The sequence below is a fragment of the Pseudomonas lijiangensis genome (genome assembly GCF_018968705.1).
GTDB lineage: Bacteria > Pseudomonadota > Gammaproteobacteria > Pseudomonadales > Pseudomonadaceae > Aquipseudomonas > Aquipseudomonas lijiangensis.
The window spans coordinates 1,806,936-1,830,517 of the sequence record NZ_CP076668.1 but is presented as its reverse complement, the minus strand read 5'-3'; the positions used below and the strand labels follow the sequence as shown (position 1 = coordinate 1,830,517).

General features: G+C 58.9%; 25 protein-coding genes. 21 read left to right on the top strand and 4 right to left on the bottom strand.

What is annotated here, in order from left to right; genetic code table 11:
• The first annotated feature begins 518 nt into the window (after nt 1-518).
• From KQP88_RS07955 to KQP88_RS07945, 3 genes are all read left to right on the top strand, one after another.
• The gene (locus KQP88_RS07955; RefSeq protein WP_216705326.1) at nt 519-2,405 is read left to right on the top strand and encodes a hypothetical protein; all 1,887 of its coding nucleotides are present in this window, start codon (nt 519-521) and stop codon (nt 2,403-2,405) included.
• Between the two features lie 36 nt (nt 2,406-2,441).
• Entirely contained in the window at nt 2,442-4,343 is a 1,902-nt protein-coding gene (locus tag KQP88_RS07950) for a hypothetical protein (RefSeq protein WP_407681818.1), read from the top strand.
• A gap of 87 nt (nt 4,344-4,430) precedes the next feature.
• Nucleotides 4,431-4,889, top strand: coding sequence for a hypothetical protein (locus tag KQP88_RS07945; RefSeq protein ID WP_200985740.1), 459 nt, complete (start codon nt 4,431-4,433; stop codon nt 4,887-4,889).
• On the opposite strand, the gene KQP88_RS07940 is transcribed toward KQP88_RS07945, so the two are convergent.
• Nucleotides 4,890-5,576: an alpha/beta family hydrolase gene (locus KQP88_RS07940; RefSeq protein ID WP_216705325.1), complete on the bottom strand. Its 687-nt coding sequence runs from the start codon at nt 5,574-5,576 to the stop codon at nt 4,890-4,892.
• Nucleotides 5,577-5,666: 90 nt separating this feature from the next.
• Between KQP88_RS07940 and ccoN (KQP88_RS07935) the strand changes: the two genes are divergently transcribed.
• From ccoN (KQP88_RS07935) to hemN, 16 genes are all read left to right on the top strand, one after another.
• A complete protein-coding gene (gene ccoN / locus KQP88_RS07935) occupies nt 5,667-7,091 on the top strand; it encodes a cytochrome-c oxidase, cbb3-type subunit I (RefSeq protein WP_200985742.1) in 1,425 nt (474 codons plus the stop codon).
• Between the two features lie 10 nt (nt 7,092-7,101).
• Nucleotides 7,102-7,710, top strand: a complete 609-nt coding sequence (ccoO, locus tag KQP88_RS07930) for a cytochrome-c oxidase, cbb3-type subunit II (protein WP_216705324.1) — start codon at nt 7,102-7,104, stop codon at nt 7,708-7,710.
• A gap of 3 nt (nt 7,711-7,713) precedes the next feature.
• Nucleotides 7,714-7,917: a cbb3-type cytochrome oxidase subunit 3 gene (locus KQP88_RS07925; protein ID WP_216705323.1), complete on the top strand. Its 204-nt coding sequence runs from the start codon at nt 7,714-7,716 to the stop codon at nt 7,915-7,917.
• Nucleotides 7,914-8,864 (top strand): cytochrome-c oxidase, cbb3-type subunit III, encoded by a 951-nt coding sequence (gene ccoP / locus KQP88_RS07920; RefSeq protein ID WP_216705322.1) that lies wholly within the window; start codon nt 7,914-7,916, stop codon nt 8,862-8,864. Before KQP88_RS07925 ends, ccoP (KQP88_RS07920) begins: the two co-directional genes overlap by 4 nt.
• A gap of 358 nt (nt 8,865-9,222) precedes the next feature.
• Complete coding sequence (gene ccoN, locus KQP88_RS07915) at nt 9,223-10,665, top strand: cytochrome-c oxidase, cbb3-type subunit I (RefSeq protein ID WP_216705321.1); 1,443 nt, start codon at nt 9,223-9,225, stop codon at nt 10,663-10,665.
• Nucleotides 10,665-11,273, top strand: a complete 609-nt coding sequence (gene ccoO / locus KQP88_RS07910) for a cytochrome-c oxidase, cbb3-type subunit II (RefSeq protein WP_025259323.1) — start codon at nt 10,665-10,667, stop codon at nt 11,271-11,273. The genes ccoN (KQP88_RS07915) and ccoO (KQP88_RS07910) overlap by 1 nt, the downstream gene beginning before the upstream one ends.
• Nucleotides 11,274-11,278: 5 nt before the next feature.
• Nucleotides 11,279-11,473 carry a cbb3-type cytochrome oxidase subunit 3 gene (locus KQP88_RS07905; protein WP_200994113.1) on the top strand — a complete coding sequence of 65 codons (195 nt, stop codon included), beginning with the start codon at nt 11,279-11,281 and terminating at the stop codon, nt 11,471-11,473.
• Nucleotides 11,470-12,447 carry a cytochrome-c oxidase, cbb3-type subunit III gene (gene ccoP, locus KQP88_RS07900; RefSeq protein WP_198724776.1) on the top strand — a complete coding sequence of 326 codons (978 nt, stop codon included), beginning with the start codon at nt 11,470-11,472 and terminating at the stop codon, nt 12,445-12,447. The genes KQP88_RS07905 and ccoP (KQP88_RS07900) overlap by 4 nt, the downstream gene beginning before the upstream one ends.
• Nucleotides 12,448-12,593: 146 nt before the next feature.
• Nucleotides 12,594-12,845 (top strand): type II toxin-antitoxin system Phd/YefM family antitoxin, encoded by a 252-nt coding sequence (locus KQP88_RS07895; protein WP_216705320.1) that lies wholly within the window; start codon nt 12,594-12,596, stop codon nt 12,843-12,845.
• Nucleotides 12,845-13,297: a type II toxin-antitoxin system VapC family toxin gene (locus tag KQP88_RS07890; RefSeq protein ID WP_216705319.1), complete on the top strand. Its 453-nt coding sequence runs from the start codon at nt 12,845-12,847 to the stop codon at nt 13,295-13,297. The genes KQP88_RS07895 and KQP88_RS07890 overlap by 1 nt, the downstream gene beginning before the upstream one ends.
• A 190-nt stretch (nt 13,298-13,487) precedes the next feature.
• Entirely contained in the window at nt 13,488-14,903 is a 1,416-nt protein-coding gene (ccoG, locus tag KQP88_RS07885) for a cytochrome c oxidase accessory protein CcoG (protein ID WP_216705318.1), read from the top strand.
• A gap of 12 nt (nt 14,904-14,915) precedes the next feature.
• A complete protein-coding gene (locus KQP88_RS07880) occupies nt 14,916-15,443 on the top strand; it encodes a FixH family protein (protein WP_095068399.1) in 528 nt (175 codons plus the stop codon).
• Between the two features lie 51 nt (nt 15,444-15,494).
• Nucleotides 15,495-17,960 carry a heavy metal translocating P-type ATPase gene (locus tag KQP88_RS07875; RefSeq protein ID WP_216705317.1) on the top strand — a complete coding sequence of 822 codons (2,466 nt, stop codon included), beginning with the start codon at nt 15,495-15,497 and terminating at the stop codon, nt 17,958-17,960.
• Entirely contained in the window at nt 17,939-18,160 is a 222-nt protein-coding gene (ccoS, locus tag KQP88_RS07870; protein ID WP_216705316.1) for a cbb3-type cytochrome oxidase assembly protein CcoS, read from the top strand. Before KQP88_RS07875 ends, ccoS begins: the two co-directional genes overlap by 22 nt.
• Nucleotides 18,153-18,836 (top strand): sulfite exporter TauE/SafE family protein, encoded by a 684-nt coding sequence (locus tag KQP88_RS07865; protein WP_216705315.1) that lies wholly within the window; start codon nt 18,153-18,155, stop codon nt 18,834-18,836. The genes ccoS and KQP88_RS07865 overlap by 8 nt, the downstream gene beginning before the upstream one ends.
• Nucleotides 18,837-18,942: 106 nt before the next feature.
• Nucleotides 18,943-20,325: an oxygen-independent coproporphyrinogen III oxidase gene (hemN, locus tag KQP88_RS07860; RefSeq protein ID WP_216705314.1), complete on the top strand. Its 1,383-nt coding sequence runs from the start codon at nt 18,943-18,945 to the stop codon at nt 20,323-20,325.
• A gap of 4 nt (nt 20,326-20,329) precedes the next feature.
• On the opposite strand, the gene KQP88_RS07855 is transcribed toward hemN, so the two are convergent.
• Complete coding sequence (locus tag KQP88_RS07855; protein ID WP_216705313.1) at nt 20,330-20,794, bottom strand: chemotaxis protein; 465 nt, start codon at nt 20,792-20,794, stop codon at nt 20,330-20,332.
• A 151-nt stretch (nt 20,795-20,945) separates the two neighbouring features.
• Here KQP88_RS07855 and fnr point away from each other — a divergent pair, with 151 nt between their 5' ends.
• Nucleotides 20,946-21,680 carry a fumarate/nitrate reduction transcriptional regulator Fnr gene (fnr, locus tag KQP88_RS07850; RefSeq protein ID WP_198724791.1) on the top strand — a complete coding sequence of 245 codons (735 nt, stop codon included), beginning with the start codon at nt 20,946-20,948 and terminating at the stop codon, nt 21,678-21,680.
• Between the two features lie 62 nt (nt 21,681-21,742).
• On the top strand, nt 21,743-22,291 hold the full coding sequence (locus tag KQP88_RS07845; RefSeq protein ID WP_200994123.1) for an adenine phosphoribosyltransferase: 549 nt from the start codon (nt 21,743-21,745) through the stop codon (nt 22,289-22,291).
• Nucleotides 22,292-22,354: 63 nt separating this feature from the next.
• Here the strand turns inward: KQP88_RS07845 and recR are convergent, their stop codons facing one another.
• Nucleotides 22,355-22,957 carry a recombination mediator RecR gene (gene recR, locus KQP88_RS07840; RefSeq protein ID WP_216705312.1) on the bottom strand — a complete coding sequence of 201 codons (603 nt, stop codon included), beginning with the start codon at nt 22,955-22,957 and terminating at the stop codon, nt 22,355-22,357.
• A gap of 273 nt (nt 22,958-23,230) precedes the next feature.
• Nucleotides 23,231-23,557 (bottom strand): YbaB/EbfC family nucleoid-associated protein, encoded by a 327-nt coding sequence (locus tag KQP88_RS07835; RefSeq protein ID WP_117165369.1) that lies wholly within the window; start codon nt 23,555-23,557, stop codon nt 23,231-23,233.
• Between the last annotated feature and the right edge of the window lie 25 nt (nt 23,558-23,582).

Here is a 23,582-nt window from a genome sequence, read left to right as displayed (position 1 = left end):
AGTTGACCGGCGTGGATGAGTCTACCGTTACCTCTACGCCATCTACAGGAATAGTAGCCAGATCACCCTGAACTGGCTCATATTCCAGAACACCACTGCCATTAGCTCCGGCTTCCAGAGCAATCAGTACGCCCAATGAGATGACGATAGAAGAAACGCTTTTTCCTTTTGCAGCATATTTTCTATAAAGCACCTTTCATACTCCCGTATATGGAGGCAGGAATATTGCTTTATCGTTTCATTTCAATAGGTGGCAGGTTCAAAATCAAAAAGTAGGAATCTTCCTAAATTGATCAGCCCATCGTCTTACGGAGATTCCTACAATCACCACATCACCCCCCATACAGTTTTTTTCACACACATAAAAATATTTACCACCACCTATTGACGACCTTAACGAAAACCGATTACGTCAGCCACGCAGCTCAAGAATCTATTGGCCAATATCATCTCTCTAGCTAGCCAACCTATCCGGCCCCGTGGCCGCATCAATCAGTACTTATTCAAGGAATAGAAACATGCACTATCAACCGCAGCTACCCATTATCATTTCTGAAAAACATCCACGCGAACAGGATGAAAACCTGAAGGCTCCGGATGTAGCCGCCGCTTTTCATGATGAAGACACGCCTGGACTTTTGCCGATATCCGAATTGAATAAACCGGTCACTGTAGACCTGGAAGTATGGGCAGGCGCTCAACCGGGTTACACCTATACACTCTATTGGAACGGAGAGGTAGTAGGCCCCCAGAAAACGATTCTGGATACTCACCGTCCTGGCGATCCACTGACACTGGAAATTCCCGTCGATCTACTGACCGAAGGGAAGCATACCCTGCAGTACCAGACAACTAACCCAGAGAGCCAGGTCAAGAACGAATCCAATATATTCAACCTGGTGATTGACCTGACGCCTCCCGGTGATCCGGAACTCAGTGCAATCCTGTTTCCGCCGGAAGTACAGAATGGATTGACCGCTGCGGAACTTGCACAACTGGGCGGGAAACTGGACGTTCAGATTGCCGGCTACACCGGCATGGCAAAGCATGATGAAGTCCAGACTTACTGGGGGACAACCCTGGGTCCAAAAGCCACCGTCACTGAAGATGACATGGGCCTGGACAGAGTGGCGATCACCTTCACACGCGCATTTCTGGAAAGCCTGGGAGAGACGGAACAACTGGTCAAATATAATGTTTTCGACCGGGCCGGCAATAAATCCATCGATTCCAACCCTGTCCCCATCACACTCAAGTTGCAGGACATTCCGGTAAATTTCCCGGCGCCGATCATTGATCCGGCTTTAGGGACGCTGATCGATTATGCAGAAGCCCAGGCAGGCGTTCAGGTTGATATTCCCAAATACCCGGGTGCCAGCCCGCTTGATATGATCCGCCTGTTCTGGGGAGCCGGTAATCCTCTGGTGCCGGTTGCATTGCCACCCGGTAACGAGAACGAAGACATTGTCGTTTCGCTGCGCATTCCCTATGAAACACTCAACAGGAACCCTGTTGGCACTGTACAAGTCTTCTATGAAGTGACCCGTCAACAGGATCTGGCAGGCAGTTCGCTGAGCAGCACCATTGATGTATTTCTGACACTGCCCATTACCAACCCACTGGATACCTTTATCGTTCAAGGCACCAGTGTGGAAAACCCCAATACAACCGATAACTTCATTGATGAAGACGACTATGAACTCAATGCACTGGGGGTCGTCAAGTGGAGTCCGGAGTTTGTCATCAGCGACAATCTCAATCTGTTCTGGGGTGATCAAAAAAAGCCACAGTGGTATCAGATCAAAGCCAGTGATATTGCTGCTGCACGAGATCTGCTTGTTCCTATCGACAATGCAATCATGAAAGCCCAGGGTACAGGTGCGGAAATTCCTGTCCATTACACGGTAACCCGTGCCGGAAACCCTAACGCTGTCAAATGTCCTGTACAACTTGTAACCGTCAGATCAAAAGAAGAACTTCCTGGTGGTCCTGATGGTCTTGATGGCCCACCTTTCAAACTGAATGATGTGGGCTTCATCGCACCGATTCTCAACCCGAATGGTGCCGATCTGCATATTGCGCCTTATCTCAATATTGCTGAAGGCCAGACACTTGTATTGACCTTCAAGGGTTTCGATAAAAACAACAACCCGATTGATGCCTCCAACTACACCACCGACCGGACACTGGACAAGAACGATGTCGCGAACGGTTATACCTTTACGGTTCCCGACCGCAACCTTCGTATTCTCTGCACCGGTTTTGCCGAAGCCAGTTTCCGCGTTGAACCACCTGCCGGCAGTAACCAGAGTGCTGTGACTTCAAAAGTTACCCGCGCGCCGGTGAACATGCTCGATTCGGTTCAGCCGACCTGCCCGATTCCTCCATACAGACAGGCATCGTGATGCGATCAGTACTCTATAAAAACAAGGGAAATAAATATGAATACGTCTATATCTCCTCGTAAAGAAGGAGAACTTGATGCACCGGAAATTCCTGCCGCACTCGAAAACGGAGTGTTGCCCATCGAGTTTCTCGACAAGCCCGTTCTTGTACAACTCAAGGTATGGGAAGGTGCCATGCCCGGCTACACCTACCAACTGCTATGGAATGGCATGACGGCCGGCTTGAAGAAGCCGATTCTGGACAACCAGTTGCCGGGGGATGAACTGACACTCGAGATTCCTGTTGCCCTGCTGACCGAGGGCGTACACCAGGTTGCCTACGAGACATTCAACCCGGAAAGCCAAATCACGAACACATCCAGGGCCGTACGCCTCGAAATCGACCGCACCGCCCCCGGCAACCCGCAACTGGGCCCCATCCTGTTTCCTGCCTTCGTGGATGACGGACTGACGTCCGATGAACTGGAAAGCGTGCACAACGTACTCAGGGGCAGCATTGCCAGTTACAACGGCATGAAAGAAGGCGATGTCATTCGCACCTACTGGAATCAGGTTCCCGGTCCCATCACCATGGTCAATAAAGACGACATGGGATTGCAGCGGGTGAATGTGGATTTCGTCAGGTCATATCTGGAAACCATTGGCGATATCGAGGCACCCGTTCACTACACGGTGACTGACCAGGCGGGCAACCTGTCCATGAACTCGGAGCCCAGACTCGTCAAACTGCAACTCTCGGTACTGCCGCAGCTGCCCGCCCCGACAGTAAAGGAAGCCGATGGCGATACCCTCGATCCGGCCAATGCAATCAATGGTGCAACCGTACAGGTCGGCATCAGCGCCAACCTTGCGGCAGGCGAGCTAATCACGGTCCAGTGGCAAGGCCCCAAAGGCAGTGATAGCCGAGACAAGATCATCACCTCCGCCGATGTGGGCAAGGTTCAGGAACTGGTGTTCGCAGCAGCACTGGTCAATGCAAATGCCGGTCAGACAGTCGCGGTGTCCTATACGGTCAACCGCCTCAACGGGACAGTCCAACAATCCCCGACCCTGGCCCTGAAGGTTCTGGATACAAGCATAGAACTGCCTGCTCCCACCATGGATTCCGTCGGTGCCGATGGCGTCGTGATTCCTTCCAGAATCCCGGAGTCGGGCGCAACCGTCCGTGTGGCCTACAAAGGCATGAGTACCGGTGACAGCGTGGTGGTCAACTGGAGAGGCGCAACGGCTTACGACACACCGTCACAGATAGTGGGAGCCAATACCGAGCTGCAATTCACCATCGCCAAGGCCTTGATCGTGGCCAGCAGTGCAGCCACCGTCACCTACACGGTCACCCGTGCAGGCACGGCAGCAGTGTCTTCGACACTGTGGCTGAAGATCAGCAAGGAGCTGGAGTTCGATACCTCACCGGTGGTCCTGAAGGGCAAGGTCTATCTATTGCCGGCCTACCCCGATCTGCTGCCGGCCATGCCGTCGGACACGACCGTGCAGCGCACGGCCAGCGGCGGGCAGGCGCCTTATACCTATCGCTCAAGCGATCCGCTGGTAGCCAAGGTGGACGGCAATGGCCTGACTTCGGCACGGGGTAAAGGCACGGCAATCATTTCGGTCACTGACAGTCTGGGAGCCATCAAAAGCTATCAGGTCACCGTTACCGGCGTGATTCATTGCCTGGGGATTGGCGCAGGTTCATTCACAAAGATGGCGGCTGCCGCCGAGGCACAAGGCGCGCGTATCCCCTCCATCTATGAACTCAATGAAATCCATAACGCCTACGGCAGAAGCTGGCCGATGGGCAATGGAAACTACTGGTCCAGCACAGTGGCCATGACCAACCTTGTGGGCTGGAAATGGTACTACGTGAAAAATCTGGTCACAGGCGCAGACTTCAAATTGCTGCATCACAATGCCAGTCTTGGCGTCGCTATCCGCTAAGGCTTAGCTGAAACGTTTTTGGGGCGTTACCTGAACTGCGTAACGCCCTTTTTCCATCTATGCGCGTCACGTTCCAAGAGCCAGACCATGCGCCACCCCGTCATTCCCTCCAGACGCTTCGTGCGCCCGCCCTCCTGCGAAGGCAGCTTCAAGGTCTGTGTCAACAGGCAACCGCTGCTGGTTTCCTCCCTGCTGGGCAGGTTGACCCTGCGCCCGGAGCTTTCACAGGCACCCAGCCACTGGATCTGGAAAATCATCGCCGACGGCAAGGTCGGCCACAAGCGGACCAGCATCGGCCTGTTCTTCGACAAGGACCTGGAACCCGGTACTTACAACCTGCCAGGCAATGAGCGCATCAAAGTGGTCTACAACGAGAGCCCGCACTGGCAGAGCGTCATTTATCACTCTGCGCATTTTCAGGACGGTACTTTCACCCTGATCGAGGTCGACCGGCAAAACCAGCGTCTTCAAGGAGTGTTCAGTTTCAGTATCTCGGCGGTTGATTTCGAGGTCACGGAGGGCTGTTTCGATGTGTACTGCAAGTGATCAGGCCAGAAACCCTGCAATCCGCTGCGCCGATTCCACCAGACATTGCTCGTGGGTCAGCCCCGACACTTTCAAGGGCTTGAGATCATGGTTGGCGGTCGGCAACCAATGCACAGTGATCGAAGCCGACAATTCATAACCCTGCACCGCTTCACGATCACCCAGCGCATCGCGCTCACCCTGAATGATCAGGGCACGCGTCTGCAGATCGGCCAGATGCGCCACCCGAGGCTTTTCGGGCTTGCCCACGGCATAGAACGGATAACCCAGGCACACCAGCGCATCGACCTGCAGTTCATCGGCGATCAGGCTGGCCATTCTGCCGCCCATGGACTTGCCGCCTATGGCCAGACGCCCAGCGACATGAGGTCGCACACGCTCATGCACCTGACGCCAGCAATCGAGTAACTGTGCCTGTGGATTGGGCGGACGTTTCCCCCCCGTGAGTCGTCGCTGCGCCATATAGGGAAATTCGAAGCGCATGACGCTGACGCCCTGTGCAGCAAGGTGTGCAGCCATGTCATTCATGAAATCGCTGTCCATGGGCGCACCGGCACCATGAGCCAGAATCAGCGTAGCCTTGCCATCCCCCACTCCCGGCTGCGCCGCGGTCCAGATCCAGCCGTTGTCCTGTGCCAGTTGTACGCATTGATCCCTGTCAATACCGGCCTCTTGCCCAATGCCCATGCTTGCCTCGCTTCTGATGAGTCTGCCAATAACCCGGAGCTATAACCGTGCGTAATGGCCCCGACCAAGCTGGATGGGATACACACCTAAATGAACACAACTAACAGTACCGCCTATAACTATCAGGTGGTTCGCCAGTTCGCCATTATGACGGTGATCTGGGGAATTGTCGGGATGGGCCTCGGCGTTTTTCTGGCCGCCCAACTGGTTTGGCCAGAGCTCAACTTCAACCTGCCGTGGACAAGCTTTGGTCGCTTGCGTCCACTTCATACCAACGCGGTCATCTTCGCCTTTGGTGGCTGCGCGCTGTTCGCCAGCTCTTACTATTCCGTGCAGCGTACCTGCCAGACCCGGCTGTTTCTGCCGAAACTGGCTGCCTTCACGTTCTGGGGATGGCAACTGGTGATCGTGCTGGCAGCCATCAGCCTGCCCCTGGGCTTTACCACCTCAAAAGAGTACGCCGAACTGGAATGGCCGATCGACATCCTGATCGCCGTGGTCTGGGTCGCCTATGCAATCGTGTTCTTCGGCACCGTGGCCAAGCGCACCACGAGACACATCTACGTCGGCAACTGGTTTTTCGGCGGTTTCATCCTGACCGTGGCGATTCTGCACATCGTCAACAACCTGGAAATCCCGGTCAGCCTGACCAAGTCCTACTCGCTGTACGCCGGTGCAACCGATGCGATGGTCCAGTGGTGGTACGGGCACAACGCGGTAGGTTTTTTCCTGACCGCGGGCTTTCTGGGGATGATGTACTACTTCGTGCCCAAGCAGGCCGAGCGGCCGGTGTATTCGTATCGCCTGTCCATCGTGCACTTCTGGGCGCTGATCACCCTGTACATCTGGGCAGGTCCCCACCATCTGCATTACACCGCCCTGCCGGACTGGGCGCAGTCGCTGGGCATGGTGATGTCGCTGATTCTTCTGGCTCCGAGCTGGGGCGGGATGATCAACGGCATGATGACCCTCTCGGGCGCCTGGCATAAGTTGCGCAGCGATCCGATCCTGCGCTTTCTGGTGGTGTCCCTGGCGTTCTACGGCATGTCGACCTTTGAGGGTCCGATGATGGCCATCAAGACCGTCAACGCCCTGTCCCACTACACCGACTGGACCATCGGCCACGTCCACGCCGGCGCCCTGGGCTGGGTGGCGATGATTTCCATTGGCGCGCTGTATCACATGATTCCCAAAGTCTTCGGTCGCCAGCAGATGCACAGCATGGGCCTGATCAACGCGCACTTCTGGCTCGCCACCATCGGCACAGTGCTGTACATCGCCTCGATGTGGGTCAACGGCATCACTCAAGGCCTGATGTGGCGCGCCGTGAACGAGGACGGCACCCTCACCTACTCCTTCGTCGAAGCACTGCAGGCCAGCCATCCAGGCTTCATCGTCCGTCTGGCCGGAGGCGCCATCTTCTTCATCGGCATGCTGCTGATGGCCTGGAACACCTGGCGCACCGTGCGGGCCTATAGCCCGGTCGAAGCCACCGCTGCCGCGCAGATGGCCTGAGGAGCTGACCATGAAACATGAAGTGATCGAAAAGAACGTCACGCTGTTGATGATCCTGATGGTACTGGCCGTCAGCGTCGGTGGCCTGACCCAGATCGTGCCGCTGTTCTTCCAGGACGTGACCAACAAGCCGGTCGAAGGCATGAAGCCCTACACCGCGCTGCAACTCGAAGGCCGCGACATCTATATTCGCGAAGGTTGCGTCGGCTGCCACTCGCAGATGATCCGTCCGTTCCGTGCCGAGACCGAACGCTATGGTCACTACTCGGTGGCGGGCGAAAGCGTCTGGGATCACCCGTTCCTGTGGGGCTCCAAGCGCACCGGCCCGGACCTGGCACGAGTGGGTGCACGCTACTCGGACGACTGGCACCGCGCCCACCTGTACAACCCGCGCAACGTCGTACCGGAATCGAAAATGCCTGCTTACCCGTGGCTGGTCACCCAGCCAGTGGACAGCAGCCATACCGAAGCCAAGATCCGCGCCATGCGCACCCTGGGCGTGCCTTACACCGATGCCGATATCGCCGGCGCCGTTGCCAGCCTCAAGGGCAAGACCGAAATGGACGCACTGGTGGCCTACCTGCAAGTGCTCGGCACTTCCATCAAGAGCAAGAGGTGAGCCATGGATATTCAAGACCTGCGCGGCCTCGGCACCTTGATCGTGGCGATCGCCTTCATCGGGATGTCCCTGTGGGTATCCAGCAGCAAACGCAACCCGGATTTCGCCGAGGCCCGCATGGCGCCCTTTGCCGACGAGCCTCAGCCACAAGGCACTGACGCGAAACCTGAAACGGAACAACCTGCCGTGCGGAGTAACCAGCCATGACCACCTTCTGGAGCACCTATATCTGCGTGCTGACCCTCGGCAGCCTGATCGGGCTGACCTGGCTGTTGATCGGCACACGCAAAGGCGAAACCAAAGGCAGCACCGACCAGACCATGGGCCACAGCTTCGACGGCATCGAGGAGTACGACAACCCGTTGCCGCAATGGTGGTTCATGCTCTTCGCGGGCACTCTGGTGTTCGCGGTCGGCTACCTGATCCTCTACCCGGGCCTGGGCAACTGGAAAGGCATCATGCCCGGTTACGAAAACGGCTGGACCGGCGCCCATGAATGGGAAAAGGAAATGGACCGGGCCGACGCCCGATTCGGTCCCATCTTTGCAAAGTTCGCCGCCATGCCGGTAGAGGAAGTCGCCAAGGACCCACAAGCCCTGAAAATGGGCGGCCGCCTGTTCGCTTCCAACTGTTCGGTCTGCCATGGCTCGGACGCCAAGGGTGCCTATGGTTTTCCGAATCTCACCGACACCAACTGGCGCTGGGGAGGCAATGCCGACACCATCAAGAACAGCATCATGCTGGGCCGGGTCGCCGCCATGCCGGCCTGGGGTCAGGTCATCGGTGAAGAAGGCGTCAAGAACGTCGCGGCCTATGTTCGCCACTCCCTGGCCGGTCTGCCGCTGCCTGCCGATGACACGAGCAATCTGTCTGCCGGACAGCAAATATTCAGCTCGACTTGCGTAGCGTGTCATGGTGCGACAGGTAAAGGCGTCGAAGCTATGGGCGCCCCAGACCTTACGCAACCGGGCGGCTTCATTTACGGGACCAGCCTTGCACAGCTGCAACAGACCATCAGACTGGGTCGACAGGGTCATATGCCTGCTCAGGCCGATTTGCTGGGTAATGACAAAGTGCAATTGCTGGCCGCGTATGTGTACAGCCTTTCTCAGAGTCCTGATCAACTCGAGCGCAGGGAAAAGCAGTCACAGTAACAACGCCTCCCGGAGCACCACTGAATTCCGCACCCTGCAACGGGGTGCGGAATTCTCTCACTTCCTTGCACCCTTCTCTCTCGACTTCCCATGCCCGCCTTTCACGACTAAGCTTGCCCGCAGTGGACTGGCATTAGCTGGCCACAGGTCATGGGAAGTAAATGCTTCGCGCATTTACCGGCATGTGTCATCGACCTGTCCATCCCGCCTTTTTCGGTCCGCGTCGGCTGTGTTCCGGTGTTCCTGGAACCTGCCTCAAAGGGCCTTCGTTTCAGTGCAAATACTTGCCCGGCATCTGCCGAGGGCAGGTTCGTGGCCTTCTGAATATCCATAAATACTGCACCGTGGAACTCTGCAAATGAGCACAGCAATCAGCCCGACCGCTTATAACTACAAGGTGGTCCGCCAGTTCGCCATCATGACGGTAGTCTGGGGGATCGTCGGCATGGGGCTCGGCGTTTTCATTGCCGCGCAGCTGGTCTGGCCAAGCCTGAATCTTGATCTGGAATGGACCACGTTCGGGCGCCTGCGACCGCTGCACACCAACCTGGTGATCTTCGCTTTCGGTGGCTGCGCACTGTTTTCCACCTCGTATTACGTGGTGCAGCGAACCTGCCAGACAAGACTGATTTCAGATGGCCTGGCCGCTTTCACCTTCTGGGGCTGGCAAGCGGTGATCGTCAGCGCAATCATCACCCTGCCCATGGGTTACACCACAACCAAGGAATACGCCGAACTCGAATGGCCCATCGCGATTCTGCTGGCCATTGTCTGGGTCACCTACGCCGTGGTGTTCTTCGGCACTATCGCCCGACGCAATACCAGACACATCTATGTCGGCAACTGGTTCTACGGCGCCTTTATTCTGGTGACCGCCATGCTGCACATCGTCAACCATATCTCGTTGCCGGTGAGCCTGTTCAAATCCTACTCGGCGTACGCGGGTGCGACCGACGCCATGATCCAGTGGTGGTACGGGCACAACGCCGTGGGCTTCTTTCTGACCACGGGCTTTCTGGGGATGATGTATTACTTCGTGCCCAAGCAGGCGGAGCGGCCGATCTATTCCTATCGCCTGTCCATCGTGCATTTCTGGGCGCTGATCACCCTGTACATCTGGGCCGGTCCGCACCACCTGCATTACACCGCCCTGCCGGACTGGGCACAGTCGCTGGGCATGGTGATGTCGATCATCCTGCTGGCCCCGAGCTGGGGCGGCATGATCAACGGCATGATGACCCTCTCCGGCGCCTGGCATAAATTGCGTACCGATCCGATCCTGCGTTTCCTGGTGGTATCCCTGGCGTTCTACGGCATGTCCACCTTTGAAGGTCCGATGATGGCCATCAAGACCGTGAACTCGCTGTCGCATTACACGGACTGGACCATCGGCCATGTACACGCCGGTGCATTGGGCTGGGTTGCCATGATCTCCATCGGCGCTGTCTATCACATGATTCCGAAAGTCTTCGGTCGCCAGCAGATGCACAGCATCGGCCTGATCAACGCCCACTTCTGGCTTGCCACCATCGGCACGGTGCTTTACATCGCATCCATGTGGGTCAACGGCATTACCCAGGGCCTGATGTGGCGGGCGATCAATAACGACGGCACACTCACTTACTCCTTCGCCGAAGCGCTACAGGCCAGCCATCCGGGCTATGTCGTGCGCATGATCGGCGGTGCGATCTTCGCCAGCGGCATGCTGCTGATGGCCTGGAACGTATGGCGTACCGTCAGGGCCTCAGATCCGAAAGAAGCCGAAGCCGCAGCCCGGATCGCTGTCGTGGGAGCTCACTGATGAAACATGAAGTACTCGAAAAGAACATTGGCCTGCTGGCCTTCTTCATGGTCATTGCCGTGAGCATCGGCGGCCTGACCCAGATCGTGCCGCTGTTCTTTCAGGACGTGACCAACAAACCGGTCGAAGGCATGAAACCGCGCACCGCCCTGGAGCTCGAAGGCCGCGACGTGTACATCGCCAACGGTTGTGTGGGTTGCCATTCGCAGATGATCCGCCCGTTCCGCGCCGAAACCGAGCGCTATGGTCATTACTCGGTAGCAGGCGAAAGCGTCTGGGATCACCCGTTCCTGTGGGGCTCCAAGCGTACCGGTCCGGACCTGGCCCGCGTCGGTGGACGCTACTCGGATGACTGGCATCGCGCTCACTTGTACAACCCGCGCAATGTGGTGCCCGAATCGAAAATGCCGGCTTACCCCTTCCTGGTCGAGAAAAAGCTCGATGGCAAGGAAACCGCCAAAAAGATGGAAGTCCTGCGCGCCCTCGGCACACCCTATACCGATGCAGACATCGCGGGTGCCGAAGCCGCCGTCAAAGGCAAGACCGAAATGGACGCACTGGTGGCCTACCTGCAAGGCCTTGGCACAATCATCAAGAGCAAACGGTGAGCACAATGGATATCGGAATGATTCGAGGCCTGGGCACACTGGTGGTGATGGTGGCTTTCATCGGGCTGGCGCTGTGGGTCTTCAGCCCAAGGCGCAAGGCTGAATTCGACGACGCGACCCTGCTGCCTTTCGCAGACGACCCGCAAGCCATCGAACAGCTCAAGCAGCAAGCCAGCGACTCCAGGAGCAACAAAGAATGACCACGTTCTGGAGCCTGTATGTCACGGTCCTGACCCTGGGTACCCTTTTCGCCCTGACCTGGCTGCTGCTGGCAACCCGCAAGGGCCAGCGCGAGGAATCGACCGAAGAAACCGTGGGTCACTCCTTCGACGGCATCGAGGAATACGACAACCCGCTGCCTCGCTGGTGGTTCATGCTGTTCGTGGGCACCATCGTGTTCGCTCTGGGCTATCTGGCGCTGTATCCGGGCCTGGGCAACTGGAAAGGCCTGCTGCCCGGTTACACCTATGCGGACAACGAAAAACAGCGCCAGTTTTCGGATGGCCAGCAAGGCTGGACCGGCGTCCATGAATGGGAAAAGGAAATCGCCCGCGCCGAGAACCGTTTCGGGCCGCTGTTCGCCAAATACGCAGCGATGCCCATCGAGGACGTCGCCAAGGATCCGCAGGCCCTGAAAATGGGCGGTCGTCTTTTCGCCTCCAACTGCTCGGTCTGTCACGGCTCGGACGCCAAGGGCGCCTACGGCTTCCCCAACCTCACCGACGCCGACTGGCGCTGGGGCGGCGACCCGCAGACCATCAAGACCTCGATCCTCAAAGGCCGTCATGCGGTGATGCCAGCATGGGGTGAAGTGGTGGGCGAGCAAGGCGTGCGTGACGTCTCGGCCTACATCCTGACGGGGCTCGACGGCCGCAAACTGCCCGAGGACGCCAAAGCCGACCCGGTGGCAGGACAGAAGATATTCGCGACCAATTGCGTGGCCTGCCATGGCCCGGAAGGTAAAGGCATGCAAGTGCTGGGCGCGCCAGACCTGACCCACCCGAGCGCATTCATCTACGGATCAAGCTTTGCGCAACTGCAACAGACCATCCGCTACGGTCGTCAGGGCCAGATGCCTGCCCAGGAAGCGACACAAGGGAATGACAAGGTCCATCTGCTGGCTGCTTACATCTACAGCCTGTCACGCCAGGAAAAACCCGCCGAACCTCAGTGACCGGTTCGACAAGACAGCCCCGCCCTCAACTAGCGGGGCTGTTGCATTTGGACAATACATTTCTGTTGTAGTCATGTTTCTACACGGCTAGACTGCTTGAGTCAGTAATATAGAAACATGTCTACATCTTCCAGGAGGTTACCTTCATGACGACAACGCTTTCCAGCCGCGAATTCAATCAGGACACCAGCGGGGCCAAGAAGGCCGCGAACGACGGGCCGGTCTTCATCACCGACAGAGGTCGCCCTGCCCATGTCCTGCTCTCCATAGAAGACTATCGAAAACTGACTGGCGGCTCTGCCAGCATCGTCGACATGCTGATCATGCCTGAAGACATGGATATCGATTTCGAGCCTCAGCGGGCCGATCTCATACCTCGCTCTGTGGACCTGTCCTGATGTTCCTGCTCGATACCAATGTGGTATCCGAACTCAGAAAGCGCAACGCCGACACGAATGTGGTCCGATGGGCACACGAACATCCGGCCGCCAGCCTGTTTATCTCGGCCATCACGATCATGGAGCTGGAAACAGGCGTATTGCGCATAGAACGCCGTGACCCCATCCAGGGCGCGGCGCTGCGTACATGGCTGGAGCATCACGTATTGAAAGCGTTCGCCGGACGAATCCTGGCCGTGGACACCGTCGTGGCCAAGCGCTGTGCCCGGATGCACATTCCCGATCCGCGCAGCGAATGCGATGCACTGATCGCAGCCACGGCCCTGGTTCATGGCATGAAAGTGGTGACCCGAAACACCGCCGATTTCCAGCATTGTGGCGTCCCGGTGCTCAACCCCTGGGTCAGCCAGTTGCACGAAGAACAGGCACCTTACCGAGCGGCACCCCGCTGACCGGCAACTTTAATTACCCTGTCAATTGATCCAGATCACCTACACGAACCGCTGAAGGAACCCAACGCGGCCAAAGGTCGCAGCCTTGGGGTATAAGGGCAGGCGTATCATGGACGCCATAAAAAACCGCTCTTGACCTCAGTCGGCACGTACTGGCTGTGGCATTTTTCCACTGCCGTGGGACGCCCCAATGAACAACCGGATTCCCGTACAGAACATCACCCCGCCACCCAAGAATGACGGTAATACCGTTGACCTCTACGCTGCGCGGGAAAACATCTACACCCGCGCCTTCAAAGGCCGGTTTCGCAACCTGCGCATGCTGGGCGGGCTTGCCTTGTTTATGGTGTATTTCGGTACGGTCTGGCTGAACTGGGGCGGGCATCAGGCGGTGTGGTGGAACCTGCCGGAGCGCAAGTTCTACATCTTTGGCGCCACCTTCTGGCCTCAGGACTTCATCCTCCTGTCAGGCATCCTGATCGTCAGCGCCTTCGGCCTGTTCTTCATCACGGTTTATGCCGGACGCATCTGGTGCGGCTATACCTGCCCGCAAAGCGTCTGGACCTGGATTTTCATGTGGTGTGAAAAGGTCACCGAAGGCGACCGCAACCAGCGCATCAAGCTCGACAAGGCCCCCATGAGCGCCAACAAGTTCGGGCGCAAATTCGCCAAGCACAGCCTCTGGCTGCTGATCGGCTTCGTCACCGGCCTGACCTTCGTCGGCTACTTCTCCCCCATACGCGACCTGAGCATCGAACTGTTCACAGGGCAAGCCGACGGCTGGGCCTATTTCTGGATCGGCTTCTTCACCCTGGCCACGTATGGCAATGCCGGCTGGCTGCGCGAGCAGGTGTGCGTGCACATGTGCCCCTATGCGCGGTTCCAGAGCGTCATGTTCGACAAGGACACCCTGATCGTCTCCTACGACCCGCGCCGTGGTGAAAACCGTGGCCCGCGCAAGAAAGACGTGGACCACAAGGCACAGGGCCTGGGCGACTGCATCGACTGCACCCTGTGCGTTCAGGTCTGCCCTACCGGCATCGACATTCGCGAAGGGTTGCAGATCGAATGCATCGGCTGCGCGGCCTGCATCGACGCCTGCGATACCGTCATGGACAAGATGAACTACCCACGCGGCCTGATCAGCTACACCACCGAACACAACCTCTCAGGCCAGGTCACCCATAAACTGCGCCCGCGCCTGATTGGCTATGCCCTGGTCCTGCTGCTGATGATCGGCTTCCTGGTCAGCGCCTTCTTCATGCGCTCGCTGGTGGGTTTCGATGTCAGCAAGGACCGCGTGCTGTATCGCGAAAACGCCGAAGGCCGCATCGAAAACGTCTACAGCCTCAAGGTGATGAACAAGGATCAGGTCGATCACACCTACGTCCTCGACGCCACCGGCCTGCCGGACCTGAAACTGCAGGGCCGACGTGAACTCAAGGTGGCGGCAGGCGATATCCTCAGCATTGCGATAGAGCTGTCCAGCGCGCCCGAGAAAATGCCGTCGAGCACCAACGAGGTGACATTCATCCTCAAGGACATCGACAACAGTGACACCCATGTCGAAGCCAAGAGCCGGTTCATCGGCCCACAAATACGCTAAGGGACACCCGCCATGTCAGTCGCACTCGCTTCAAGTCCTTGGTACAGGCACCGTTGGCCATGGATCATCATCGGCATCCTGGCCTGCTCGGTGACACTGAGCCTGTCCATGGTGACTATTGCCGTGAATAACCCGGACAATCTGGTCAACGACAATTATTACGAAGCCGGCAAAGGCATCAATCGCTCGCTCAACCGCGAACTGCTGGCCCAGACCCTCAAGGTGCGCGCCAGCATCCATCTGGACGACCTGACCGGCGAAGCCGAACTGCACCTGAGCGGCAACAGCCAGCCCGAGCGCCTGGAACTGAACCTGATCTCCCCGACCCAGCCGGACAAGGACCGCCGTATCTTCCTGACCCGCAGCCCCACCGAAGCCGGTCGATACATCGGCCAGTTGCAGGACAGGATCGAAGGCCGTCGCTTCGTCGAACTGCTGGGCACCGAAAACGGGCAGACCTGGCGTCTGTTCGAAGAAGAACAGGTCAACCATACGGCATCGCTGAACCTGGGTGATGAACCGTTGCAAGGGAAGAATTGAGGTGGCAGATAGAGCGGTGATCCGCCTGTTCGCGAATGAATTCGCTCCAACATGACCATCCCCTGCTACCACTGCGCCCTGCCCGTTCCATCGGGCAGCCGCTTCACCGCCGTCGTGCTCGGGGAAACCCGCGAGCTGTGCTGCCCGGGCTGTCAGGCCGTGGCCCAGGCCATCGTCGCGGGCGGGCTGGAAAGTTACTACAGCCACCGTAGCGAAACCTCGGTCAACCCCGAGAGCCTTCCCGCGCAACTGGCGGATGAACTGGCACTGTATGACCGCCCCGATGTGCAGGCACCCTTCGTGCGCCATGAAGGCGAACTGTCCGAAACCACACTGCTGATGGAAGGCATCAGTTGCGCAGCCTGTGGCTGGTTGATCGAACGTCATCTGCGCAGCCTGCCGGCCGTCGCCGAGGCACAGCTCAATCTGTCCAGCCATCGCCTGCATGTGCGCTGGGCTGACAGCCAGTTGCCACTGAGCCAGCTACTGAACGAACTGCGCAACATCGGCTACGCCGCTCACCCTTACCAGCCTGATCGCGCCACCGAGCAACTGGCCAGGGAAAACCGTCTGGCCTTGCGTCAACTGGGTGTAGCGGGGCTGCTGTGGTTCCAGGCGATGATGGCGACCATGGCCACATGGCCGGAATTCAATATCGACCTCAGCCCCGAGATGCATACCATCCTGCGCTGGGTCGCGCTGTTCCTGACCACGCCCATCATTTTCTACAGTTGCGCGCCCTTCTTTCGGGGGGCCATGCGCGACCTGCGCACCCGTCACCTGACCATGGATGTTTCCGTGTCGCTGGCGATCGGCGGCGCTTATCTGGCCGGCATCTGGACCGCCATCACCGGCACTGGCGAGCTGTATTTCGATGCGGCGGGCATGTTTGCGCTGTTTCTGCTGGCGGGTCGTTATCTGGAGCGTCGCGCACGAGAACGCACCGCCGCTGCCACCGCGCAACTGGTCAACCTGCTACCCGCCTCGTGCCTGCGCCTGGACGATGACGGCCAGCCCCAACGCATCCTGCTCAGCGAATTGCGTCTGAACGACCGGATTCTGGTGCATCCCGGTGCCGTCATCCCGGCCGACGGCAAGGTGCTGGAAGGCCAGTCCAGCGTCGATGAATCGCTGCTGACCGGCGAATACCTGCCGCAACAGAGACGCACAGGCGACAGCGTGACCGCCGGTACGCTCAATGTCGAAGGCCCGCTCACAATCCATGTCCAGGCGCTGGGCCATGAAACCCGCCTCTCGGCCATCGTGCGCCTGCTGGAACGCGCACAGACGGAAAAACCCCGGCTGGCGGAAATCGCCGACCGCGCAGCGCAATGGTTCCTGCTGGGGTCGCTGATCGCCGCTGCCGTCATCGGCCTGTGCTGGTGGCAGATCGATTCGGCCCGCGCCTTCTGGATTGTCCTGGCGATGCTGGTCGCCACCTGCCCCTGCGCCCTGTCACTGGCAACCCCGACCGCCCTGACCGCCGCCACCGGCACCTTACACAAACTCGGCCTGCTGCTGACCCGCGGTCATGTGCTCGAAGGCCTGAACCAGATCGACACGGTGATTTTCGACAAGACCGGCACCCTGACCGAAGGCCGACTCACCCTGCGCAGCATCCACCCCCTTGGCGAACTGGATGCCGACACCTGTCTGAGTCTGGCCGCGGCCCTGGAAAACCGTTCGGAACACCCCATCGCCCGGGCCTTCGGTCGCGCACCGCTTGCTGCAGAAGAGGTTCACAGCACACCGGGCCTTGGCCTGGAAGGCATCGTGGGCAGCCATCGCCTGCGCATCGGTCAGCCAGGTTTTGTCTGCGAACTGAGCGCCAGCGAGATTCCGGCCATGCCCGATGAAGCGGGCCAATGGTTGCTGCTGGGCGATACCCGTTCGCCACTGGCATGGCTGGTTCTGGATGACCGCCTGCGCGAGGATGCCAACGAACTTGTGCAGGCCTGCAAGACACGGGGCTGGAAAACCCTGCTGCTGTCCGGCGACACCTCGCCCATGGTCGCCAGCGTTGCCGCCGAACTGGGCATCGACGAAGCCCATGGCGGCCTGCGCCCAGACGACAAACTGGCGATGCTGCAACAACTGCATGCCCAGGGCCGCAAGGTGCTGATGCTGGGCGATGGCGTCAATGACGTGCCGGTGCTGGCAGCGGCCGATATCAGCATCGCCATGGGTTCAGCTACGGACCTGGCGAAAACCAGCGCGGATGCGGTGCTGCTGTCCAATCGCTTGCAGGCACTGGTGCAAGCCTTCAGCCTGGCGCGGCGCACTCGCCGGGTGATTATCGAAAACCTCCTGTGGGCCGGGCTGTACAATGGCCTCATGCTGCCGTTCGCGGCGCTGGGCTGGATCACACCTGTCTGGGCGGCGGTCGGCATGTCCATCAGTTCACTGACGGTTGTGCTCAACGCCTTGCGCCTGACCCGTCTGCCCACTACCAAGGCGCCTGCGTCCGTCATTCGACAGCCGGTTCCGGAGGCTTTATGCCCGCGCTCTACATCATGATCCCCGCCGCGCTGCTGCTGGTCGCCATCGCGATCTATGTGTTTTTCTGGGCGGTGGACAGCGGGCAATACGACGACATGGAAGGTCCGGCCCACAGCATTCTGTTCGACGACCAGGACCCCAACCACCAGGCCGCCCAGAATGAAGCCGTGCGCAAGAGCACGCCGTTGAAGCAGGACGAGACAAAGCCTGATGCCTGAACTCGTTCCCCTGTTGCTGTCCGCTTTGATTCTCGGCCTGTTGGGCGGCGGTCATTGCCTGGGCATGTGTGGTGGCCTGATGGGCGCCTTGACCCTGGCTATTCCCAAGGAACAACGCAGCCGCCGCTTTCGCCTGCTGCTGGCCTACAACCTGGGACGCATCTTCAGCTATGCCTGCGCCGGCCTGTTGCTCGGGCTGGCAGGCTGGGCCGTGGCCAACAGCCCGCTGGCCATGGCGATGCGCGTCATCGCCGCCCTGCTGCTGATTGCCATGGGCCTGTATCTCGCAGGCTGGTGGAGCGGCCTGACCCGCATCGAAAGCCTGGGGCGCGTCCTCTGGCGACATATCCAGCCCGTTGCAAACCGCCTCTTGCCGGTATCGAGCCTGCCGCGGGCCTTGTTGCTGGGCGCGCTCTGGGGCTGGCTGCCGTGCGGGCTGGTCTATAGCACCTTGCTGTGGGCGGCCAGCCAGGGCAATGCAATGAACAGCGCCTTGCTCATGCTCGCTTTCGGCCTGGGCACCTGGCCCGTGCTGCTCGCCACCGGGCTGGCCGCCGAGCGCACCACAGCCTTATTGCGCAAACGCGGCATCCGCATGGCTGGTGGCCTGCTGGTGATCCTGTTCGGCCTGTGGACCCTGCCCGGTCCGCATCAGCACTGGCTCATGGGACACTGAGCTGCACACAAAGACCCTGCGCGCGTATTTGACGCACATCAACACCCGCTCACAGACAGCTCCGTAGACTCACTCGCATTGCCAGCCTATCCGGGGGAATGCCCGCATGCTCGACGCCATTCGTTGGGACTCAGATCTGATCCGCCGCTACGACCTGGCAGGACCGCGCTACACGTCCTACCCGACCGCAGTGCAATTTCACACACAAGTCGGCGCCTTCGACCTGCTTCACGCCCTGCGTGACAGCCGCAAAGCCGTGCGGCCCTTGTCGCTGTACGTTCATATCCCGTTCTGCGCGAACATTTGTTACTACTGCGCCTGCAATAAAGTGGTCACCAAGGATCGCGGTCGTGCCCAGGCCTACTTGCAACGGCTCGAACAGGAAATCCAGATGCTGGCCAGCCATCTCGCGCCGGGCCAGGTCGTCGAGCAACTGCATTTTGGTGGCGGTACGCCGACCTTCCTCAGCCACGACGAACTGCGCCAGTTGATGACGAAACTGCGTACCCACTTCAACCTGCTCGATGACGACTCAGGCGACTACGGCATTGAAATCGACCCTCGGGAAGCCGACTGGTCCACCATGGGCCTGTTGCGCGAACTGGGCTTCAACCGTGTCAGCCTGGGAGTGCAGGACCTGGACCCGGCCGTCCAGCGCGCCGTCAATCGTCTGCAAAGCCTGGAAGAAACCCGCGCCATCGTCGAAGCCGCACGCACGCTGCAATTTCGCTCGGTGAACATCGACCTGATCTACGGGCTGCCCAAACAGACCCTCGACGCCTTCACCCATACCGTCAACGAGATCATCAGCCTGCAACCCGATCGCCTGTCGGTGTTCAACTACGCCCACTTGCCCGAACGTTTCATGCCCCAACGGCGCATCGACAACGCCGACCTGCCCAGCCCGGAAACCAAACTGCTGATGCTGGAGCGCACCATCGAGCAACTGACCAAGGCCGGTTATCGCTACATCGGCATGGACCACTTCGCCCTGCCCGATGATGAACTGGCCGTTGCCCAGGAAGAACTGACCCTGCAGCGCAATTTCCAGGGCTACACCACCCACGGCCATTGCGACCTGATTGGCCTGGGCGTATCGGCGATCAGTCAGATCGGCGACCTGTACTGCCAGAACAGCAGCGACCTGAACGACTATCAAGGGCTGCTGGCCAGCGATCAACTGGCAACCAAGCGAGGGCTGGTCTGCATAGAGGACGACCGGATCAGACGCGCCGTGATCCAGCAGTTGATCTGCCATTTCGACCTCGACTTCAACGAGATCGAACACGCCTTCAACATCGATTTCAGAGGTTATTTCGAGGGGCTTTGGCCGCAACTGACCGAAATGGCCCAGGACGGGCTGATCGAGCTGACCGCAACCGGCATCAATGTCCTGCCTGCCGGTCGTCTGCTGGTGCGTTCGGTGTGCATGGTGTTCGATGGTTATCTGAACCAGCAGAACCGCCAGCGGTTTTCGCGGGTGATATGAACGCTTACATCTTGGCCATGACCAGAATCCCGGCCTTGACCTTGTCGGCATCGCTGGCCTGCAGCTGGTTCATGAGGGTGGCCATGTCAGCGGTGGAATTGCTCACCTGCCGCTGCAACATGCCCAGCACCGTTTGCAGTGCAGTGGCACGGGTCTGACGTTCGTCGTAACTCAGCGTCTTGTCGTTGAGCACTTCCTGGATCTTCTCCATGGTCTCCGCGATTTTCTTTTGCAGTTCGCGAATGGCCTTGAGAATTTTCTGGACCGATTCCGGAAGACCGCTCTGTTCGATATCCGAGTTTTTCGACGACGAAGACGCCGCAGCCTTGCCCGCGCTCGACAGATTCACCTCAATGCCCTTCGTTTCTTTTACAGGCACCACAGTGTCGGACTGAACGGGAGCGACCGGCGTTGGAACCGCAGGCGTGTGAATATTGATGGAGCCGATGATCGGACCTGACAACGACATGAGAAGACCTGCCTGAAGGTTAGAGCTGTGTAAGTTTATCGACACACTCGACACAACCTTGATACCCGAGAACACTTCGCGCACTGGTCTAAGCCACAGTGCGTGAGTTACCCTTACGACCTATGTGTGATTTCCCACAAGGAATTAAGTGATGTCCGAGCCGGTCAAAGTGCGTGCTCATACCCAGGCCCATTGCAGGGACTGTAGCCTCGCGCCGCTCTGTCTGCCGCTGTCGTTGAACCTGGAAGACATGGATGCCCTCGACGAAATCGTCAAGCGTGGTCGCCCGCTGAAGAAAGGCGAATTCCTGTTTCGCCAGGGCGATACCTTCTCCTCTGTCTATGCCGTACGTTCAGGTGCCCTGAAAACCTTCAATATCAGTGACGGCGGTGAAGAACAGCTCACCGGTTTCCACCTGCCCAGCGAACTGGTCGGCATGTCCGGGATGGACTCCGAGGCTTACCCGGTTTCAGCCCAGGCTCTGGAAACCACGTCGGTCTGTGAAATCCCTTTCGAGCGTCTCGACGAGCTGTCCGTGCAACTCCCGCAACTGCGTCGGCAACTGATGCGCGTCATGAGCCGCGAGATCCGCGATGACCAGCAAATGATGCTGCTGCTGTCGAAAAAGACCGCCGACGAGCGTATTGCGACCTTCCTGATCAACCTGTCGGCCCGCTTCCGGGCACGCGGCTTCTCGGCCAACCAGTTCCGCCTGAGCATGTCCCGCAACGAAATCGGCAATCACCTGGGTCTGGCCGTGGAAACCGTGTCCCGCGTATTCACCCGCTTCCAGCAGAATCAGCTGATTGCGGCCGAAGGCAAGGAGATCCATATTCTGGACCCGATCCAGCTCTGTGCCCTGGCTGGCGGGGCAATGGAAAGTTGAAACGTGCGATCCTGGGCGGGTCGGCTTAAACTACCGGCCAACCTTGCCCCGGATCCTATGTAATGATTTTCGATGAATTAAGCTTCAAATCCCTGATTCGCCCAGTCGTGGACTTCCCCAAGCCAGGCGTGGTCTTTCGCGACATCACCCCGCTCTTCCAGTCACCCAGGGCGACCCGCCAGGTGATCGACAGCTTCGTGCAGCGTTACATCGACGCCGATTTCAGCCATGTGGGCGTCATGGATGCACGTGGCTTCCTGATCGGCTCGGTCGTGGCCTATGAGCTGAACAAGCCGCTGATCCTGTTCCGCAAACAGGGCAAGCTACCGGCAGACGTACTGTCCGAGGGCTACCAGACCGAATACGGCGAAGCCTACCTGGAAGTGCATGCCGACAGCCTGTGCGATGGCGACTCTGTGGTGATGTTCGATGACCTGATCGCCACAGGCGGCACCCTGATCGCCGCCGCCAACCTGATCCGCCGCATGGGCGCGCATATTCACGAAGCCGCAGCCATCATCGACCTGCCGGAACTGGGCGGTTCTCAGCGTCTGGTCGACATGAATATCCCGACCTTCTGCCTGACCAGCTTTGCGCTGAACGAGCAGTAATTTGCCTCTGTTCGCGAATGAATTCGCTCCTACAGTGGGAGCGAATTCAGTCGCGAAAAAACCTCACAAGGCTATCGGCTTGCGCCCTGCAAACGAATGCGCCAGTGTCCCGCCATCCACCAGATCCAGCTCGCCACCCAATGGCACACCATGGGCGATGCGTGAAGCGATCAGGCCTTTTTCATTGAGCAACTGGGCGATGTAATGCGCCGTGGCTTCACCTTCCACTGTCGGGTTGGTGGCCAGAATCACTTCCGTGAAGGTGCCCTGCTCGTTGATGCGCTCCAGCAATTGCGGGATGCCAATGGCTTCAGGACCCAGACCGTCCAGTGGCGACAGGTGGCCCTTGAGCACGAAGTAACGGCCGCGATAGCCGGTCTGTTCCACCGCATAGACATCCGTCGGCCCTTCGACCACGCACAGCAGCGTGTCGTCGCGACGAGGATCGGCGCATTGCGGGCACAGGTCTTCTTCGGTCAGGGTGCGACAGGAGCGGCAGTGACCGACACCTTCCATGGCCTGGCTCAACGCCAGTGCGAGGCGCGAGCCACCGCTGCGGTCCCGCTCCAGCAACTGCAACGCCATGCGTTGAGCGGTTTTCTGACCGACACCCGGCAGCACGCGAAAGGCATCGATCAGTTGGCGAATCAGGGGGCTGAAGCTCATGGAGAAAGGTCCGACAAAAACACAAGACGCGGTTTATACCCGTGCCTTGCTGTGAGCGTCAACCAAACCCAGCGTGCTTTGTTGCCGGTGCTACTGGGGGCACAATCCGTGGGAGGGGCCTTGGCCGCGACGACCAAGTGTGAAGGCGCTGAAAATGTGTTGCCTTCAAACAAGTCGTCGCGGCCAAGGCCCCTCCCACAACTGGTCTCCTGAAGGCAGGACAAAAAAATGCCAGGCACTGGGCCTGGCATTGATCGGTGCAGAGAACCGGCCTTAGAAAGGCAGCTTCATGCCCGGCGGCAATTGCATGCCTGCGGTCATGCTGGCGGTCTTTTCCTGGCTGGCCTGTTCGACCTTGCGCACGGCGTCGTTGACGGCGGCAGCCACCAGATCTTCCAGCACTTCCTTGTCTTCCTGCATCAGGCTGTCATCCAGCGTGATGCGCTTGACGTCATGACGACCGGTCATCACCACGCTCACCAGGCCTGCGCCCGATTGGCCGGTCACTTCCGCGTTGGCCAGCTCTTCCTGCATCTTGGCCATTTTTTCCTGCATTTGCTGGGCCTGCTTCATCAGGCCAGCCATGCCACCTTTCATCATGGGATATCTCCTCGAAAATGGATGG

Bases quoted from the DNA above. Each gene is read 5' to 3' on its own strand.
- KQP88_RS07955 (WP_216705326.1), top strand. From the start codon at position 519: ATGCACTATCAACCGCAGCTACCCATTATCATTTCTGAAAAACATCCA.
- KQP88_RS07950 (WP_407681818.1), top strand. From the start codon at position 2,442: ATGAATACGTCTATATCTCCTCGTAAAGAAGGAGAACTTGATGCACCG.
- KQP88_RS07945 (WP_200985740.1), top strand. From the start codon at position 4,431: ATGCGCCACCCCGTCATTCCCTCCAGACGCTTCGTGCGCCCGCCCTCC.
- KQP88_RS07940 (WP_216705325.1), bottom strand. From the start codon at position 5,576: ATGGGCATTGGGCAAGAGGCCGGTATTGACAGGGATCAATGCGTACAA.
- ccoN (WP_200985742.1), top strand. From the start codon at position 5,667: ATGAACACAACTAACAGTACCGCCTATAACTATCAGGTGGTTCGCCAG.
- ccoO (WP_216705324.1), top strand. From the start codon at position 7,102: ATGAAACATGAAGTGATCGAAAAGAACGTCACGCTGTTGATGATCCTG.
- KQP88_RS07925 (WP_216705323.1), top strand. From the start codon at position 7,714: ATGGATATTCAAGACCTGCGCGGCCTCGGCACCTTGATCGTGGCGATC.
- ccoP (WP_216705322.1), top strand. From the start codon at position 7,914: ATGACCACCTTCTGGAGCACCTATATCTGCGTGCTGACCCTCGGCAGC.
- ccoN (WP_216705321.1), top strand. From the start codon at position 9,223: ATGAGCACAGCAATCAGCCCGACCGCTTATAACTACAAGGTGGTCCGC.
- ccoO (WP_025259323.1), top strand. From the start codon at position 10,665: ATGAAACATGAAGTACTCGAAAAGAACATTGGCCTGCTGGCCTTCTTC.
- KQP88_RS07905 (WP_200994113.1), top strand. From the start codon at position 11,279: ATGGATATCGGAATGATTCGAGGCCTGGGCACACTGGTGGTGATGGTG.
- ccoP (WP_198724776.1), top strand. From the start codon at position 11,470: ATGACCACGTTCTGGAGCCTGTATGTCACGGTCCTGACCCTGGGTACC.
- KQP88_RS07895 (WP_216705320.1), top strand. From the start codon at position 12,594: ATGACGACAACGCTTTCCAGCCGCGAATTCAATCAGGACACCAGCGGG.
- KQP88_RS07890 (WP_216705319.1), top strand. From the start codon at position 12,845: ATGTTCCTGCTCGATACCAATGTGGTATCCGAACTCAGAAAGCGCAAC.
- ccoG (WP_216705318.1), top strand. From the start codon at position 13,488: ATGAACAACCGGATTCCCGTACAGAACATCACCCCGCCACCCAAGAAT.
- KQP88_RS07880 (WP_095068399.1), top strand. From the start codon at position 14,916: ATGTCAGTCGCACTCGCTTCAAGTCCTTGGTACAGGCACCGTTGGCCA.
- KQP88_RS07875 (WP_216705317.1), top strand. From the start codon at position 15,495: ATGACCATCCCCTGCTACCACTGCGCCCTGCCCGTTCCATCGGGCAGC.
- ccoS (WP_216705316.1), top strand. From the start codon at position 17,939: ATGCCCGCGCTCTACATCATGATCCCCGCCGCGCTGCTGCTGGTCGCC.
- KQP88_RS07865 (WP_216705315.1), top strand. From the start codon at position 18,153: ATGCCTGAACTCGTTCCCCTGTTGCTGTCCGCTTTGATTCTCGGCCTG.
- hemN (WP_216705314.1), top strand. From the start codon at position 18,943: ATGCTCGACGCCATTCGTTGGGACTCAGATCTGATCCGCCGCTACGAC.
- KQP88_RS07855 (WP_216705313.1), bottom strand. From the start codon at position 20,794: ATGTCGTTGTCAGGTCCGATCATCGGCTCCATCAATATTCACACGCCT.
- fnr (WP_198724791.1), top strand. From the start codon at position 20,946: ATGTCCGAGCCGGTCAAAGTGCGTGCTCATACCCAGGCCCATTGCAGG.
- KQP88_RS07845 (WP_200994123.1), top strand. From the start codon at position 21,743: ATGATTTTCGATGAATTAAGCTTCAAATCCCTGATTCGCCCAGTCGTG.
- recR (WP_216705312.1), bottom strand. From the start codon at position 22,957: ATGAGCTTCAGCCCCCTGATTCGCCAACTGATCGATGCCTTTCGCGTG.
- KQP88_RS07835 (WP_117165369.1), bottom strand. From the start codon at position 23,557: ATGATGAAAGGTGGCATGGCTGGCCTGATGAAGCAGGCCCAGCAAATG.